The sequence below is a fragment of the Streptomyces sp. MUSC 14 genome, from assembly GCF_001866675.1.
In the GTDB taxonomy this organism is placed as follows: domain Bacteria; phylum Actinomycetota; class Actinomycetes; order Streptomycetales; family Streptomycetaceae; genus Streptomyces.
In genome coordinates, this window is sequence record NZ_MLYN01000167.1 from 1 (window position 1) to 231 (window position 231).

Below are 231 nucleotides of genomic sequence, written 5' to 3' on the forward strand. Positions count from 1 at the left end.
CGCACCTCACCGCGGTCCCGGCGCAGCGCCGGGACCACGGTCACCGGCCGCCCGTCCAGGCACTCACGCACCATCGGGGTCAACACCGCATCCGGACCCAGCTCCAGGAAACGCGTCACACCCAACCCGTCCAACTCCGCCACCGCATCCCCGAAACGCACCGCCTCACGCACATGGGAAACCCAGAACTCCGACGTGCAATGACCACCACCCGCCAGCCGGATCACCGGC

Annotated in this window: 1 protein-coding gene; it reads right to left on the reverse strand. The window is 69.7% G+C overall.

Features of this window, described 5'->3' with window-relative positions:
- The coding region (locus BIV25_RS52245) for a hypothetical protein (protein WP_218158543.1) at positions 1-231 on the reverse strand (231 nt) is incomplete at both ends.